Origin of the sequence: Citrobacter rodentium NBRC 105723 = DSM 16636, assembly GCF_021278985.1 — a bacterium.
GTDB classification, from domain to species: domain Bacteria; phylum Pseudomonadota; class Gammaproteobacteria; order Enterobacterales; family Enterobacteriaceae; genus Citrobacter_A; species Citrobacter_A rodentium.
Genome location: NZ_CP082833.1, coordinates 516,018 through 534,034, shown reverse-complemented (window position 1 = coordinate 534,034; position 18,017 = coordinate 516,018). Strand labels below are relative to the sequence as shown.

The window sequence follows — 18,017 nt, the reverse complement described above, 5'->3', positions numbered from 1 at the left end:
CTTAATGAGCCAGAATATGAACACCTTAAAAACAGCGAATATTATCAACCGTCACACCGCCAAAAAAACCGTCCTGTCGGGAGAAGGGAATCTCTCGGTGGCTGTTTCCGGCGCCTCCGTCATTGAAATTTTAGGTTCCGCTCAGGATGTCGCCCGCTATGTTCGCCAGGGCAACGACTTACTGATTTATCTGAAGGACGGTAGCGTTATTCGTTGCAGCGGCTACTTCACCGAAGACCCGGAGACGAAGCTGCATTCAGAGCTGGTTTTCAGCGATGAAACGGGGCTGACGCACGTGACGTTTGATGAGGTCAGTAATGTCACCAGCCTGGATGCCGTTGAGTTGACGGCGCACGCGACGCCGATTGACAGCATCGAACCGCTGATGGCGGAAGCCGCCAGCGAAGATAACGGCTTTCCGTGGGCGTGGCTGGCCGGCGCGGCGCTGGGCGGCGGCGCGATTGGCGCGCTGTTGGCTAACGATGACGGCGGTGAAACCAAAACGGTCACCGTCACCGAAACTGAAACCGAAGTGGTGGATAACACCAAAAACACGCCAACCTGGACCATCGCCGATAAGAAAGGCGACAAGCAGGGCGGACTGTCCGCCAACGACACCACGGATGACAACACGCCGACCTTCAGCGGCAACGGCCACCCTGGCGCAACGATTCAGATTAAAGACAGCAGCGGTAACACCATTGCCAGCACGATGGTCGATGCCAATGGCGTCTGGACGGTACGGCTGCCGGTGCAGACCGATGGTCAGCACACCTGGTCCGTGGTGCAGATTAACGGTAGCGACACCACCACCGCGGGCAGCATTACGATTAACGTCGATACCACCACAGCTTCGCTGACGCTGGCGACGACCGCAGGTGATAACGTGATTAACGCCAGCGAACAGGCCGCTGGCTTTACCCTCTCTGGCGCCAGCAGCCAGCTGGCGCAGGGGACGGCGTTGACCGTGACGCTGAACGGTAAAACCTATCTCACTACGGTTGGCGCGAATGGCGAATGGCAGGTTAACGTCCCGGCGGCTGATGCGGCTGCGCTGGCGGACGGCAGCTGGACCGTATCCGTAAGCGGTCAGAACGCCGCGGGCAATACGGTGACAGGCAGCCAGCAGATCACCGTCGACACCCAGGCGCCGCTGCTCTCGATGGATAAGATTGCCATCGACCAGATCCTCAATACCACTGAACATAACGCCACGCTGGTGCTGAGCGGAAAAACCACCGCTGAAGCTGGTCAGACGGTCACGCTGACCCTGAATGGCAAAACCTGGACCACGACCGTCGCTGACGACGGCAGCTGGTCGCTGACGCTGGCCGCTGCTGACGTGCAGGCGTTAGCGAACGGCGATCACTCGCTGACGGTGAGCGTCAGCGATAAAGCCGGGAACGTGGCGGATCTCGCCGAGCGGCTGAGCGTCGACACCACCGCGCCAGTTCTGACGGTAAATAGCGTGGCGGGCGATAACATCCTTAATGATGATGAGCAGGATGTCGCTCAGCTTATTTCGGGCCGGGCGGATGGCGCCGCGCCCGGCGACGTGGTGACCGTGCAGTTTGGCAATCAGACCTTTACCGGCGTGGTCCAGGCGGACGGTAGCTGGAGCGTCGGCGTCCCCGCGTCCCTGTTCAATACCATGAGCCACGGCCAGCACACCATCACCGTGACGGTCACCGATGCCGCAGGCAACACCAGCACTGCCACCCATGACGTGACGCTCAACAGCGTTGCCGTCGGGATCACCGTCGATACCATCAGCCAGGACAACGTGGTTAACGCGCTGGAGTCCATGCAGCCGCTGACGCTGAGCGGTACCAGCACTCTGGTTAACGGCAGTACGGTTACCGTAATGCTCAATAACGTCGCCTATAGCGCGACGGTCAACAACGGCATCTGGTCGGTACAGGTGCCGGTTTCTGACGTACTGCACCTCGCCAATACAATCTATCAGGTTACCGTCAGCGGCACTGACGACATTGGCAACAGCGGAACGACCACCGCCTCCTTCCTCGTCGACACGACGTTGCCGCAGGTGATCGTCAATAACTTCGCCGTCGATAACCTGGTCAACAGCGCGGAAACCCACAGCGATCAGATTTTAAGTGGTCGCGTCACCAGCGCCGCGCCGGGCGACACGGTATCCATTCAGGTTGGCGGCAAAAGCTACAGCGCCGTTGTGGAAAGCGATCTGAGCTGGAAAGTGACCATTCCGGCCAGCGACTTGCAAAGCTTTGGCGACGGCGACCTGACCTTTACCGCCTCGGTGACCAACAGCCACGGCAACACCGGCACAGGCGAGCGCGATATCAACATCAACGCATCGCTGCCGGGTCTGCGCATCAACACGCTTTCCGGCGACGACATCGTGAATGCTATCGAACAGCATCAGGATCTGGTGGTGAGCGGCAGCAGCAGCCATCTGGCACCCGGGTCGACCGTTACCGTGACCATCAATAACGTTGATTATCAGGCGGTCGTTGGCAACAACGGCAGCTGGCAGATTGGCGTGCCTGCCGACGATTTACAACACTGGTCTGCGGGGCAACTGACCGTGACGGCCAGTGCGCAGGATAGCTGGGGCAATCCGGTTTCGGTTAACCATCCGGTTGAGCTGGATCTGAACCCGGTGGCGATTACCATCAATACCGTGGCGACGGATAATATGATCAACGCCGCGGAAAAAGGCGCTGACCTGCTGCTTTCCGGTCAGACTCAGGGGGTGGAAGCGGGTCAGACCGTGATAGTGAAATTCGCCGGTCAGACCTTTACCGCACAGGTTCAGGTTGATGGTTCCTGGAGCGTCACCGTACCGCCATCGGCGGTGGCCTCGCTGACCGACAGCCGCGAGCAGATTAGCGTGAGCGTCACCAGCGTCAGCGGCAATACCGCCAGTGCAAGCCATACCGTCACGCTGGACACCGCCGCGCCGACGATCGCCATCAATACTCTTGCCGCTGACGACATCCTTAACGCCAGCGAAGCGCAGGCGGACCTGGTGATTACCGGCACCACCACCGCCCCGCAGGGCCAGACGGTAACTGTTACTATTGGCAGCAACAGCTACACCGCGCAGGTTCAGGCTAATGGTTCATGGAGTGTAACCGTTCCGGCAGCAGACGTGGCGTCCATCAACAGCGGCGCAGTGACCGCAACGGTTTCCGATACCGCCGGTAACAGCGGTTCGGCCAGCCATAACCTGACCGTCGATACCACCGCGCCGGTGGTCACCATCAATACCGTGGCGGGCGACGACATTATCAACGCAGTCGAGCATAGCCAGACGCAGATTGTCAGCGGCTCCGCTACCGGCGCGGCGGCGGGCGATGCGGTCACCGTTACCGTGAACGGTAAAACTTACACCACCGTGATTGATGCGTCCGGTAACTGGAGCGTCGGCGTTCCGGCGGTGGATGTGGCTGCGCTGAACGATGGCACGGCTACCATTGCTGTGACCGTGACCAATGCTTCCGGCAATACTGGCTCCGCCACTCACGATGTGAACGTCGATACCGCAGCGCCGACCGTCACCATCAACTCTGTGACCGCCGACGATGTGATCAATGCCGCAGAGCAGGGCACGGACCTGACGCTCTCCGGCGCGACCACCAGTGTGGAAGCGGGTCAGACTGTGACCGTTTCTTTCGGCGGTAAGTCTTACACCACTACCGTTGACGCCAGCGGCAGCTGGACGCTGAGCGTACCGGTCGCCGATCTGGCTGGCCTGACCGACGGCAACGCCCGTGTGGAAGTCAGCGTCAGCAATGCGGCAGGTAACTCTGCTTCGGCAACGCATGACTACAGCGTGGATACAACCGCACCGGTTATCACCATTAACACTATCGCGGCTGACGATATTCTGAACGCCACGGAAGCGCAGGCGGATCTGGTCATCAGCGGTACCACTAATGCTCCGGCGGGCCAGACGGTGACCGTTACCATTGGCGGCAACAGCTACACCGCCCAGGTGGAAGCTAACGGCAGCTGGAGCATCGTCGTTCCGGCAGCGGACGTGACTTCCATCGCCACAGGCACCGTAGCTGCCAGCGTGGCAGACGCCGCCGGTAACAGCGGTTCGGCCAGCCATAACCTGACCGTCGACACCATCGCGCCGGTGGTATCCATCAATACGGTGGCAACGGACGATATCATCAACGCAGCCGAGCATAGCCAGACGCAGATTGTCAGCGGCTCCGCCACCGGCGCGGCGGCGGGCGATGCGGTCACCGTCACCGTGAACGGTAAAACCTACACCACCGTGATTGATGCGTCCGGCAACTGGAGCGTCGGCGTTCCGGCGGCAGATGTGGCTGCACTGAATGACGGCACGGCTACCATTGCTGTGACCGTCACTAACGCCGCAGGCAACAGCGGCTCGGCTACTCACGACGTCACGGTGGACACCGCAGCGCCGACCGTCACCATTAACTCCGTGACCGCCGACGACGTGATTAACGCTACCGAGCAGGGCGCAGACCTGACGCTCTCCGGCGTGACCACTAACGTGGAAGCGGGCCAGACCGTCAGCGTCTCTTTTGGCGGCAAGTCTTACACCACTACCGTTGACGCCAGCGGCAGCTGGACGCTGAGCGTACCGGCAGCAGATCTGGCTGGTCTGAGCGACGGCAGTGCCCGCGTGGAAGCGAGCGTCAGCAATGCGGCAGGCAACTCTGCTTCGGCAACGCATGACTACAGTGTGGATACGGGCGCGCCGGTTATCATCATCAACACCATCGCGGCTGACGATATCCTGAACGCTACTGAAGCGCAGGCAGATCTGGTCATCAGCGGCACCACTAATGCTCCGGCAGGCCAGACGGTGACCGTTACCGTGGGCGGCGTGGATTACACCGCGCAGGTTCAGGCTAATGGTTCATGGAGCGTGACCGTTCCGGCCGCGGATGTGGCGTCCATTGCCACAGGCACCGTAACGGCCAGCGTGGCAGACGCCGCCGGTAATACCGGCTCGGCCAGCCATAACCTGACTGTGGACACCACCGCACCGGTGGTCACCATCAATACGGTGGCGAGCGACGATATCATCAACAGCGCCGAGCACGGCCAGACACAGATTATCAGCGGCTCCGCCACCGGCGCGGCGGCGGGCGATGCGGTCACCGTCACCGTGAACGGTAAAACCTACACCACCGTGATTGATGCGTCCGGCAACTGGAGCGTCGGCGTTCCGGCGGCAGATGTGGCTGCACTGAATGACGGCACGGCTACCATTGCTGTGACCGTCACTAACGCCGCAGGCAACAGCGGCTCGGCTACTCACGACGTCACGGTGGACACCGCAGCGCCGACCGTCACCATTAACTCCGTGACCGACGACGACGTGATTAACGCTACCGAGCAGGGCGCAGACCTGACGCTCTCCGGCGTGACCACTAACGTGGAAGCGGGCCAGACCGTCAGCGTCTCTTTTGGCGGCAAGTCTTACACCACTACCGTTGACGCCAGCGGCAGCTGGACGCTGAGCGTACCGGCAGCGGATCTGGCTGGTCTGAGCGACGGCAGTGCCCGCGTGGAAGCGAGCGTCAGCAATGCGGCAGGCAACTCTGCTTCGGCAACGCATGACTACAGCGTGGATACGGGCGCACCAGTTATCACCATCAACACTATTGCCGCTGACGATATTTTGAATGCCACCGAAGCGCAGTCGGATCTGGTCATCAGCGGTACCACTAATGCTCCGGCAGGCCAGACGGTAACCGTTACCATTGGCGGCGTGGATTACACCGCGCAGGTTCAGGCTAACGGCAGCTGGAGCGTGACCGTTCCGGCAGCGGACGTGACTTCCATCGCCACAGGCGCTGTAACGGCCAGCGTGGCAGACGCCGCCGGTAATACCGGCTCGGCCAGCCATAACCTGACCGTGGATAACACCGCGCCGGTAGTCACCATCAATACCGTGGCGACGGACGACATCATCAACAGCACCGAGCATAGCCAGACGCAGATTGTCAGCGGCTCCGCCACCGGTGCAGCGGCGGGCGATGCTGTCACCGTCACTGTGAACGGTAAAACCTACACCACCGTAATTGATGCGGCAGGCAACTGGAGCGTCGGCGTTCCGGCGGCAGATGTGGCCGCGCTGAACGACGGCACGGCTACCATTGCTGTGACCGTGACAAATGCTTCCGGCAATACTGGCTCGGCTACCCACGATATGGAAGTGGATACCGCGGCACCGACCGTCACCATTAACCCGGTGACTGCCGATAACGTAATTAACGCGGCCGAGCAGGGTACGGACCTGACGCTCTCCGGCGTGACCACGAATGTGGAAGCGGGTCAGACCGTCAGCGTCTCTTTTGGCGGTAAGACTTACTCCGCCACCGTTGACGCCAGCGGCAACTGGACGCTGGTTGTCCCGGCCGCCGATCTGGCTGGCCTGAGTGACGGCAGTGCCCGCGTGGAAGCGAGCGTCAGCAATACTGCGGGTAACAGCGCGTCAGCAACTCATGACTACAGCGTGGATACGGGCGCTCCGGTTATCACCATCAACATTATTGCGGCTGACGATATCCTCAACTCCACTGAAGCGCAGGCGGATCTGGTCATCAGCGGCACCACTAATGCTCCGGCAGGCCAGACGGTGACCGTTACTGTGGGCGGCAACAGCTACACCGCGCAGGTGGAAGCTAACGGCAGCTGGAGCGTGACCGTTCCGGCAGCGGATGTGGCCTCCATCGCCACTGGCGCAGTGACCGCAACGGTCTCCGATACCGTCGGTAACAGCGGCTCGGCCAGTCATAACCTGACCGTCGACACCACCGCGCCGGTGGTCACCATTAATACGGTGGCGGGCGACGACATTATCAACACAGCCGAGCACGGCCAGACGCAGATTATCAGCGGCTCCGCCACTGGCGCGGCGGCGGGCGATGCTGTCACCGTCACCGTGAATGGTAAAACCTACACCACCGTGATTGATGCGTCCGGCAACTGGAGCGTCGGTGTTCCGGCGGCAGATGTGGCTGCGCTGAACGACGGCACGGCTACCATTGCTGTGACCGTGACAAATGCTTCCGGCAATACTGGCTCGGCTACCCACGATATGGAAGTGGATACCGTGGCACCGACCGTCACCATTAACTCCGTGACCGCCGATGACGTAATTAACGCTACCGAGCAGGGCGCGGACCTGACGCTCTCCGGCGTGACCACGAATGTGGAAGCGGGCCAGAGTGTGACCGTCTCTTTCGGCGGCAAGACTTACACCACTACCGTTGATGCCAGCGGCAACTGGACGCTGAGCGTACCGGCAGCGGATCTGTCTGGTCTGAGCGACGGCAGTGCCCGCGTGGAAGCGAGTGTCAGCAATACTGCGGGTAACAGCGCGTCAGCAACTCATGACTACAGCGTGGATACGGGCGCTCCGGTTATCACCATCAACATTATTGCGGCTGACGATATCCTCAACTCCACTGAAGCGCAGGCGGATCTGGTCATCAGCGGCACCACTAATGCTCCTGCGGGACAGACGGTGACCGTTACTGTGGGCGGCAACAGCTATACCGCGCAGGTGGAAGCTAACGGCAACTGGAGCGTGACCGTTCCGGCAGTGGGTGTACCGGCCATTACAACGGGGGCAGTAACAGCCAGCGTGGCAGATACCGCCGGTAACAGCGGTTCGGCCAGCCATAACCTGACCGTGCACACCACCGCGCCAGTGGTCACCATCAATACCGTGGCAACGGACGACATTATCAACACAGCCGAGCACGGCCAGACGCAGATTGTCAGCGGCTCCGCCACCGGCGCAGCGGCGGGCGATGCGGTCACCGTTACCGTGAACGGTAAAACCTACACCAGCGTGATTGATGCGGCAGGCAACTGGAGCGTCGGCGTTCCGGCGGCGGATGTGACCGCGCTGAATGATGGCACGGCTACCATTGCTGTGACCGTGACCAATGCTTCCGGCAATACTGGCTCCGCCACCCACGATATGGAAGTGGATACAGCAGCACCGACCGTCACCATTAACTCCGTGACTGCCGACGATGTGATCAATGCGGCTGAACAGGGTGCAAACCTGACGCTTTCCGGCGCGACCACGAATGTGGAAGCGGGTCAGACCGTCAGCGTCTCTTTTGGCGGCAAGTCTTACTCCGCCACCGTTGACGCCAGCGGCAACTGGACGCTGGTTGTCCCGGCAGCGGATCTGGCTGGTCTGAGCGACGGCAGTGCCCGCGTGGAAGCGAGCGTCAGCAATGCGGCAGGCAACTCCGCTTCGGCCACTCATGATTACAGCGTGGACACAACCGCCCCGACCATCACCATCAACACCATCGCGGCTGATGACATTCTGAATGCTACCGAAGCGCAGTCGGATCTGGTCATCAGCGGCACCACTAATGCTTCGGCAGGCCAGACGGTAACCGTTACCGTGGGCGGCGTGGACTATTCCGCGCAGGTTCAGGCGAATGGTTCATGGAGCGTGACCGTTCCGGCAGCGGATGTGGCATCCATCGCCACAGGCACCGTAACGGCCAGCGTGGCAGACGCCGCCGGTAATACCGGCTCGGCCAGCCATAACCTGACCGTGGATAACACCGCGCCGGTGGTCACCATCAATACCGTGGCGGGCGACGATATCATCAACGCTGCCGAGCACGGCCAGACGCAGATCGTCAGCGGCTCCGCCACCGGCGCGGCGGCGGGCGATGCTGTCACCGTTACCGTGAACGGCAAAACCTACACTACCGTGATTGATGCGTCCGGCAACTGGAGCGTCGGCGTTCCGGCGGCGGATGTGGCTGCGCTGAACGACGGCACGGCCACCATCAGCGTGACCGTCACTAACGCCGCAGGCACAGGCAACAGCGGTTCGGCTATCCATGATGTGAACGTCGATACCGCGGCACCAACCGTCACCATTAACTCCGTGACCGCCGACGATGTGATCAATGCGGCAGAGCAGGGCGCGGACCTGACGCTTTCCGGCGCAACCACGAATGTGGAAGCGGGCCAGACTGTGACCGTCTCTTTCGGCGGCAAGACTTACACCACTACCGTTGATGCCAGCGGCAACTGGACGCTGAGCGTACCGGCCGCCGATCTGGCTGGTCTGAGCGACGGCAGTGCCCGCGTGGAGGCGAGCGTCAGCAATGCGGCAGGCAACTCTGCCTCGGCCACTCATGATTACAGTGTGGATACGGGCGCCCCGGTCATTACCATCAACACCATCGCGGCGGATGATATTCTGAATGCCACTGAAGCGCAGGCGGATCTGGTCATCAGCGGCACCACTAATGCTCCGGCGGGCCAGACGGTGACCGTTACGGTTGGTGGCGTGGATTACTCCGCGCAGGTTCAGGCTAATGGCAGCTGGAGCGTGACCGTTCCGGCAGCAGATGTGGCATCTGTCACCACTGGCGACGTAACGGCCAGCGTGGCAGATACTGCAGGTAATACCGGCTCGGCCAGCCATAACCTGACCGTCGACACCACCGCGCCGGTGGTCGCCATCAATACCGTGGCAACGGACGATATCATCAACGCAGCCGAGCACGGCCAGACGCAGATCGTCAGTGGTTCCGCCACCGGCGCAGCGGCGGGCGATGCTGTCACCGTCACCGTGAACGGTAAAACCTACACCAGCGTGATTGATGCGTCCGGTAACTGGAGCGTCGGCGTTCCGGCGGCAGATGTGGCCGCGCTGAACGATGGCACAGCCACCATCAGCGTGACCGTCACTAACGCTGCGGGCAACAGCGGTTCCGCCACCCATGATGTGAACGTCAATACCGCCGCACCGACGGTAACCATCAACAGCGTGACCGCTGATGATGTGATTAACACTACCGAGCAGGGCGCAAACCTGACGCTCTCCGGCGCAACCACGAATGTGGAAGCGGGCCAGACCGTCAGCGTCTCTTTTGGCGGTAAGTCTTACACCACTACCGTTGACGCCAGCGGCAGCTGGACGCTGAGCGTACCGGTCGCCGATCTGGCTGGCCTGACCGACGGCAACGCCCGTGTGGAAGTCAGCGTCAGCAATGCCGCGGGTAACAGCGCATCTGCGACTCACGACTACAGCGTGGATACGGGCGCACCGACCATTACCATTAATACTATCGCTGCCGACGATATCCTGAACGCTACTGAAGCGCAGGCGGATCTGCTGATTACCGGCACCACCAGTGCGCCGGCAGGCCAGACGGTGACCGTTACCGTGGGCGGCGTGGACTATTCCGCGCAGGTTCAGGCTAACGGCAGCTGGAGCGTCACCGTTCCGGCAGCGGATGTGGCATCTGTCACCACTGGCGACGTAACGGCCAGCGTGGCAGACGCCGCCGGTAATACCGGCTCGGCCAGCCATAACCTGACCGTCGATAGCACTGCGCCGGTGGTCACCATCAATACGGTGGCGGGCGACGACATCATCAATACAGCCGAACACGGTCAGACGCAGATTGTCAGCGGTTCCGCCACTGGCGCAGCGGCGGGCGATGCTGTCACCGTCACTGTGAACGGTAAAACCTACACCACCGTAATTGATGCGGCAGGCAACTGGAGCGTCGGCGTTCCGGCGGCGGATATGGCCGCGCTGAACGACGGCACTGCTACCATTTCCGTGACCGTGACCAATGTTTCCGGCAATACTGGCTCCGCAACACACGATGTGAAAGTGGATACAGCAGCACCGACCGTCACCATTAACGCAGTGACTGCCGATGACGTAATTAACGCGGCAGAGCAGGGCGCGGACCTGACGCTTTCCGGCGCAACCACTAACGTGGAAGCGGGCCAGACTGTGACTGTCTCTTTTGGCGGCAAGACTTACACCACTACCGTTGACGCCAGCGGCAGCTGGACGCTGAGCGTACCGGCAGCGGATCTGGCTGGTCTGAGCGACGGCAGTGCCCGCGTGGAAGCGAGCGTCAGCAATGCGGCGGGTAACAGCGCGTCTGCGACCCATGACTACAGCGTGGATACGGGCGCACCGGTTATCACCATTAACACTATCGCGGCTGACGATATCCTCAACGCTACTGAGGCGCAGGCGGATCTGGTCATCAGCGGTACCACTAATGCTCCGGCAGGCCAGACGGTGACCGTTACCGTGGGTGGCAACAGCTACACCGCGCAGGTTCAGGCGAATGGTTCATGGAGCGTCACCGTTCCGGCAGCGGATGTGGCATCCATCGCCACTGGCGCAGTGACCGCAACGGTATCCGATACCGCCGGTAACAGCGGTTCGGCCAGCCATAACCTGACCGTGGACACCACCGCGCCGGTGGTCACCATCAATACCGTGGCAACGGACGACATCATCAACAGCACCGAACACGGCCAGACGCAGATTATCAGCGGCTCCGCCACCGGCGCAGCGGCGGGCGATGCTGTCATCGTCACCGTGAACGGTAAAACCTACACCACCGTAATTGATGTGGCAGGCAACTGGAGCGTCGGCGTTCCGGCGGCAGATGTGGCCGCGCTGAACGACGGCACGGCCACCATCAGCGTGACCGTCACTAACGCTGCGGGCAACAGCGGTTCCGCCACCCATGATGTGAACGTCGATACCGCGGCACCGACCGTCACCATTAACCCGGTGACTGCCGATGATGTGATTAATGCGGCTGAGCAGGGCGCGGACCTGACGCTCTCCGGCGTGACCACGAATGTGGAAGCGGGCCAGACTGTCAGCGTCTCTTTTGGCGGCAAGACTTACACCACTACCGTTGATGCCAGCGGCAGCTGGAAGCTGAGCGTACCGGCAGCGGATCTGGCTGGCCTGACTGACGGCAGTGCCCGTGTGGAGATCAGCGTCAGCAATGCGGCGGGTAACTCTGCCTCGGCAATGCATGACTACAGTGTGGATACGGGTGCACCGGTTATCACCATCAACACTATCGCCGCTGACGATATCCTGAACGCCACCGAAGCGCAGGCAGATCTGGTCATCAACGGTACCACTAATGCGCCAGCAGGCCAGACGGTAACCGTTACCATTGGCGGCGTGGATTATACGGCGCAGGTGGAAGCTAACGGCAACTGGAGCGTGACCGTACCGGCAGCGGACGTGACATCTGTCACCACAGGCACCGTAACGGCCAGCGTGGCAGATACCGCCGGTAATACCGGTTCGGCCAGCCATAACCTGACCGTGGACACCACCGCACCGGTGGTCACCATCAATACCGTGGCGGGCGACGACATTATCAACAGCGCCGAGCACGGCCAGACGCAGATTATCAGCGGCTCCGCTACCGGCGCAGCGGCGGGCGATGCTGTCACCGTTACCGTGAACGGCAAAACCTACACCACCGTAATTGATGCGTCCGGCAACTGGAGCGTCGGCGTTCCGGCGGCGGATGTGACCGCGCTGAATGATGGCGTCAGCACCATCAGCGTGACCGTCACTAACGCGGCAGGCAACAGCGGCTCGGCTACGCATGATGTGAACGTCGACACCGCAGCGCCGACGGTGACCATCAACAGCGTCACCGCTGATGATGTGATGAATGCGGCTGAGCAGGGTGCAAACCTGACGCTCTCCGGCGTGACCACGAATGTGGAGGCGGGCCAGACTGTGACTGTCTCTTTTGGCGGCAAGACTTACACCACTACCGTTGATGCCAGCGGCAACTGGACGCTGAGCGTACCGGTCGCCGATCTGGCGACCCTGACCGACGGCAACGCCCGCGTGGAGGTCAGCGTCAGCAACGCCGCAGGCAACAGCGCGTCTGCCACCCGCGACTACAGCGTCGACACCGATGCGCCGGTTATCTCGATCAACACGATCTCCGTGGATGACGTGCTGAACGCGGCGGAACAGCATCAGCCGCTGACCGTGCAGGGTAACACCAGCGCGCAAGCCGGGCAAACCGTAACGGTAACCCTCAACGGCACCGATTACACCGCGCAGGTCCAGGCCAACGGCACCTGGAGTCTCACCGTTCCCGCCGCCGATCTGGCTGAGTTAAGCGACGGTCCACTGGTTGTTTCCGCCGTCGTCAGCGATAAGGCGGGCAACGAAAGCCAGACCAGCCATAACGTGACGGTTGACGCTACCGCGCCGCTGATCGCCGTAAATAACGTGGCGGGCGACAACATCATTAATAACGGCGAGCAGCGAGCTGGACAGACCATCAGCGGCACCACCACCGCAGAGCCGGGTCAGACGATAACCCTGACCTTTAACGGTCACACCTATCAGGCGACGGTAGACGCCAGCGGCAACTGGTCAGTATTCGTTCCGGCGGGTGATTTTACCGGTCTGGCGGACGGTAACTACGCTATCGCCGTCACCGTTAACGATGCGGCGGGTAACGCGGGCCACGTCACGCATATTGTGGCCCTGAACGGGGATGTCCCGACCATCGCCATCGACGTTATCAGCATGGATGATGTGATCAATGCGGCCGAGCACGGTGCCCCGCTGACCCTCAGCGGCACGACGACCGCGCCTGCTGGTCAGACGGTGACCATCACGCTTAACGGCAACAGCTACACTGCGGTGGTCGACAGCAACGGCCAGTGGAGCTGCGTGGTGAGCAGCACCGACGTCGCTGCGCTGGCGGACGGTACGGCGTATACGGTGAATGCGCAGGTCAGCAACACCATTGGCAACAGCGCCAGCGCCGATCGGGTGATGAATGTCGATCTGACCGCGCCCGCTCAGGCTATCTCGATTGATGCGGTGCAGGGCGACAGCGGCCTGAGCAGCAGCGATTTCATTACTAACCACAATCAGGTGGTACTGGATGGCTCGCTTTCCGCGCCGCTCGCCAGTGGTGAAACCGCGCAGATCAGCCTTGATGGCGGTACAACGTGGATCGATCTGCTGGTGAACGGCACCAGCTGGTCGTTTACCGATGGCCGCACTCTGGCGGATGGCGGCTACCTTTACTTTGTTCGCGTGATTGATGCGGCGGGTAACGTCGGATCGGTGGACAGCCAGGCGGTGCGGGTAGACACCACGCCGCCAGCCGTGACGCTGATTTCCATTGACGCCATTAGCCAGGATACCGGGCTGTCGGCGAGTGATTATATTACTCACGACAACCAGATCGCTTTGCAGGGTTCGCTGAACGCCGCGCTGGCCAGCGATGAGCATGTGCAGATCAGTTTTGACGGCGGCAATACATGGACTGACGTCAGCGTCAGCGGCCAGAGCTGGTCCTTCGTCGACGGGCGTACCCTCGCCGACGGCGATTATCACTACCAGCTGCGGGTGATCGACCAGGCGGGCAACGTCAGTGCGACCACCAGCCAGACGGTCACCGTAGATACCCTGGTGCCAGACGCGACGAAAACCATCGCTTTTGACAGCATCACGGACGACAGCGGCCTGAGCGGCAGCGACTTTATCACCAAAGATACTTCGCTTAGCCTGCAGGGTTCGCTGGGGGCGACGCTGTCGCCGGGGGAAATTGTACAGATCAGTCTCGACGGCGGCGCAACCTGGCAGAACGTTACGGTTATTGGCAACAGCTGGTCGTTTGCCGACGGCCGCACGCTGGGCGAAGGCGCTCATGACTACTGGGTGCGGGTGATCGATACCGCCGGTAACATTGGCGCGACCGCGCACCAGCAGGTGATCGTCGACCTGACGCCGCCGGACAGCGCGATTACCGTCAGCATCGACAGTATCTCTACCGATACCGGCTACAACAGCGGCGACTTCCTGACCAATGATAGCTCGCTGACCATCAGCGGCTCCATTGGCGCGCCGCTTGCCGCGGGCGATCGCGTGCAGATTAGCGTCGATAACGGCCTGACCTGGCACGATGTGGTGATGAGCGGCGACAGCTGGAGCTACGTCGACCCGCGCACCCTGGCGGAAGGCGATCAGACCTACCAGGTTCGCGTGGTTGACGTGGCCGGGAACGTCGGGGCGACGACGGATCAAGTTGTCAGCGTCGATCTGACGCCGTCGACAAACGTCGCGACCATCCACAGCTATACCGACGACGTGGCCTCTTCGCGCGGCGAGTTTGCCGCGGGCACCACCACCGATGACCGCACCCCGGTGCTGAACGGTACGCTGGCGACTGCCCTGCAGACCGGCGAACAGGTGCGCATTTACAGCGCGGACGGAACGCTGCTCGGCGAAGCGGACGTCAACGGCACGGACTGGAGCTATCAACTGAACGTGCCGCTGGTCGATGGCGATAAAGGGGAGTTCTACGCGGTAGTCGTCGATGCCGCCGGCAATGAAGGCGCACATTCGCCGGTGTTTGATTTCACCGTTGATCTGAAAATGTATGCCGATGCCCAGAATACGCTGGATACCACGCCGATCGTCACCGGTCGCGTGGACTTTGAAATCCTGCCGGGCGAATACGTCGAAGTAACGATCAATAACGTGGTCTACAGCTCGCGTAACGGCGCGGTGGTTATCGACCCGAAAAACAGCACCTGGTATGTGCAGATCCCGGACAGCGATGCGCTGGCGCTGGGAACTTATGAAGTGAAAGCCGTCCTGTATAAAGCCGATGGTACCGAAATCACTCGTGACGACACCACCGGCGAGCTGACAGTGTCGCCGACGCCGTCCATTACCTTTACCTCAACCGCGGCATCGTCGGAAGATACCGGCACCGCGCTGACGCTGGGTGAAGACGGTACGTGGCGTATCCTCAGCAACTCGACGGTGTTCACCCAGAACGCCACCGATTCCACCACCCTCGGGTCGTTTAACTCGGTGGCGATTAGCGGTCCGGACAAACAGCAGCAGTCGTCGTTTATCGATTTCGACCGCGATGGCCTGATGGATATTCTCGGCGCCGACACCAGCTATGCCAACGGTCAGCAGTCGTTCAAATACAACGCCGACGGAACTTATACCTCTTTCCAGGTGGGCGCTTACGGCGTGTCGGGGCAGACTAACGATCCAAACGGCAACGTCTACGGCTGGTACGGCGGCGCGATGGGGATCGATATCAACGGCGACGGCTATGTTGATATGGTCTATGGCGACGAAACGCCAAACGACTCTGAAGGCCGGGGCGGCTATGACAGCGGCTTTGTGCTCAATACTGATGGCACCATCGTCGGCTTTGATAAGACCGGCTCCTATGTCTATACCAGTAACTCGCAGGACGGCGTGGCGTCGACCAACAGCGGCAACCCGACGCCGGACCGTGAAGTGTCGGGCGTTGACCTGAACAACGACGGTTACGTGGATATTACTTATCACGGCACCTCCGGTACCAACACCACGGCAGGGGGCGGCTCCAGCAGCTCAAGTTCTCGTCTGGCGGTGGTCACTAACGGCGTGGACGCCAACGGCAATATGACGTTGACCAACACCCAGATTGTGACGGACGTGTTTAACGGCGATAACGCCTCTGATAACCACTACACCACCCTGACCTGGGCCGATCTGAACGGCGACGGCTATATGGATCTGTTTGTCGCCGGGTTGACCGCCAAAGGCGACGCCACCAGCGCCATCTTCTATAACGACGGCACCGGTAAGCTCACCACGGCGGCCAATGGCGCGGGCACAGGGTCAAATGTGCAGACGCTGGGCGACAGCGTTAACAGTATGTCCTCGCTGGCGGTGGACTGGAACGGCGATGGTCGGATGGATCTAATCGAAATCGCTGGCGCGGCGGGTTCGACCACCGCGACCAACACCAGCAACGTGGGGCTGCTGTGGACCAACAACGGCGTGAACGGCAGCAACCAGGTTGACTGGTCTTCCCGGACGCTGTTAACCGGCGCCAACCAGGGCAGCAGCAACATCACCACCGGCGCGCTGACGCTGGATCTGGATTATGACGGTGACAAGGATCTGGTGGTATTCCGCGCCGCAGGCGGTAAAACGGAGTACATCGAGAACACCAGCTCCATCAGCAACGGCACCAGCATCATCCTGCGTATTTCGGATGCGAACGGCGTGAACACCTTCTACGGCAACACCGTGCTGCTCATTGATGAGAGTACCGGCAAGGTGGTCAGCTCGCAGGTGATCAACCCGCAGGGCGGGGTGAACATGAACGACTCGTCTGGCCTGGTTTACTTCTACGGTCTGGACGCCAGCAAGTCGTACAGCGCGGTGCTGCTGGCGAACGGTCAGGACTACGGCGGCGTGTCGTCGGTGACGTTTGACTCCTCCGGCGTGGTGAACACGGTTGAGAACGTCAACGCCTCCTGGGGCGGCCTGATGGCGGTGGAGAAGAACCATGCGTATAACCTGACGGCGGAAGACGGGGCATCGGCGGCGAACAGCGCGCTGGCGGCCAGCGACGGCAGTAATACCGTGGGGATTGTCGGTACCGGCTACAACGACACCCTGAACGCCACCGCAGGCAGCCACATCTACAACGGCGGCGGCGGTAGCCGCGTGGTGTCGGATGTTGACGTCTGGAGCGCGCAGGGCGGGATGGATATCGTCGACTACAAGCTGGCGGGCAGCACCGCGCTGAACATCGACCTCAGCAACGGCGCTATGCAGAGCACCGGCTTTGGCAATGCGCAGTTTGTTAACGTTGAAGGGATCGCGGGCGGCAACGGTAACGACACCTTTACCGGCAGCAGCACCGAGAACTTCTTCGAAGGGCGCGGCGGTAATGACACCTTCAATATTGGCAACGGCGGTCAGGATACCCTGCTGTACAAGCTGATCAACGCCTCTGACGCCACCGGCGGCAACGGCAGCGATGTGGTCAACGGCTTTACCGTCGGCACCTAGGAAGGGACGGCGGACACCGACCGTATCGACCTGCGCGAACTGCTGTCCGGCAGTGGCTACACCGGCAGCGGCTCAGCCACCTACGTCAACAGCGTGGCGACGCTGGATGCCCAGGCAGGGAATATTGAAGACTACGTCCGCGTGGTTCAGAACGGCAGCAACACCGAAATTCATGTGGATCTCGACGGTGCGGGCGGGGCTTCCGGCTCCACCACCGTGGTCACCCTGAACGGCGTGCAGACCGATCTGGCCACCCTGCTGGCAAACCATCAGTTAGTGATTATGTAATACCCACGTCCGGGGGAATCGCTTCCCCCGGCACACCTCGCGTCAAATACGCACTAGA

The 18,017-nt window shown here is 61.2% G+C and carries 2 protein-coding genes; both read left to right on the top strand.

The genetic code is table 11. The features are described from left to right. Positions 1–16 precede the first annotated feature (16 nt). The gene (locus K7R23_RS02385; RefSeq protein WP_374952010.1) at positions 17–17,671 is read left to right on the top strand and encodes an Ig-like domain-containing protein; all 17,655 of its coding nucleotides are present in this window, start codon (positions 17–19) and stop codon (positions 17,669–17,671) included. A gap of 24 nt (positions 17,672–17,695) precedes the next feature. Continuing rightward, the gene (locus K7R23_RS25900) at positions 17,696–17,959 is read left to right on the top strand and encodes a type I secretion C-terminal target domain-containing protein (RefSeq protein WP_082050668.1); all 264 of its coding nucleotides are present in this window, start codon (positions 17,696–17,698) and stop codon (positions 17,957–17,959) included. The last annotated feature ends 58 nt before the right edge of the window (positions 17,960–18,017 follow it).

What these genes read in the sequence shown, in the direction of transcription:
- K7R23_RS02385 (WP_374952010.1), top strand. Translation starts at nt 17, where the DNA reads ATGAACACCTTAAAAACAGCGAATATTATCAACCGTCACACCGCCAAA.